This is a genomic window from Gluconobacter sp. P1D12_c, from assembly GCF_018812105.1.
GTDB lineage: Bacteria > Pseudomonadota > Alphaproteobacteria > Acetobacterales > Acetobacteraceae > Gluconobacter > Gluconobacter oxydans_A.
Map to the genome: position 1 here is coordinate 1 of NZ_JACSIQ010000128.1, position 664 is coordinate 664.

The window sequence follows — 664 nt, forward strand, 5'->3', positions numbered from 1 at the left end:
CCCCCTGGTTTTGAGGTCTGCTCTGTGATTCCATTCGTCCGGTTCTGACTGAGGGAATGACGCTATGAAGCAGCTTGGTTTCTTTGATGTTGAAGAGCGGCTTACTCGATTGAGCGGGCTTGGCGATCAGCTCGAAGCGCTTTCCCGGATTGTGGATTTTGAAGTGTTCCGCCCTGATCTGGAGCAGGCTTTGGCCTATTCAGATGGGAGTAAGGGCGGGCGACCGCCATTTGATCCGGTGCTGATGTTCAAGATCCTGGTGATCCAGACGTTGAACAATTTGTCTGATGAGCGGACGGAATATCTGATCAACGATCGCCTGTCGTTCATGCGCTTCCTTGGGCTGGGGCTTTCAGATCGTGTTCCTGATGCCAAAACACTCTGGCTGTTCCGTGAGCGCCTGACGCAGGTGGGAGCGATCGAGGGTCTGTTCAACCGTTTTGACGCGACCCTGCGGCACGCCGGCTATCTGCCGATGTCGGGCCAGATCCTGGATGCAACGCTGGTGGCGGCTCCAAAGCAGCGCAACACGAACGCCGAGAAAGCCGATCTCCGGGCAGGCCGTATTCCCGAAGACTGGCAGGACAAGCCGTCAAAGCTGTCSCACAAGGACAGGCATGCGCGSTGGACGCTGAAGTTCACGAAAGCRAAGCGGCAGGACGAT

1 protein-coding gene is annotated in these 664 nt (G+C 56.7%); it reads left to right on the forward strand.

Annotation, left to right across the window (positions count from 1 at the left end; genetic code table 11):
• Window positions 1-64 precede the first annotated feature (64 nt).
• Window positions 65-664 (forward strand): transposase (locus KP705_RS15920; protein ID WP_215764937.1); only part of this gene is annotated, 600 nt, incomplete at its 3' end.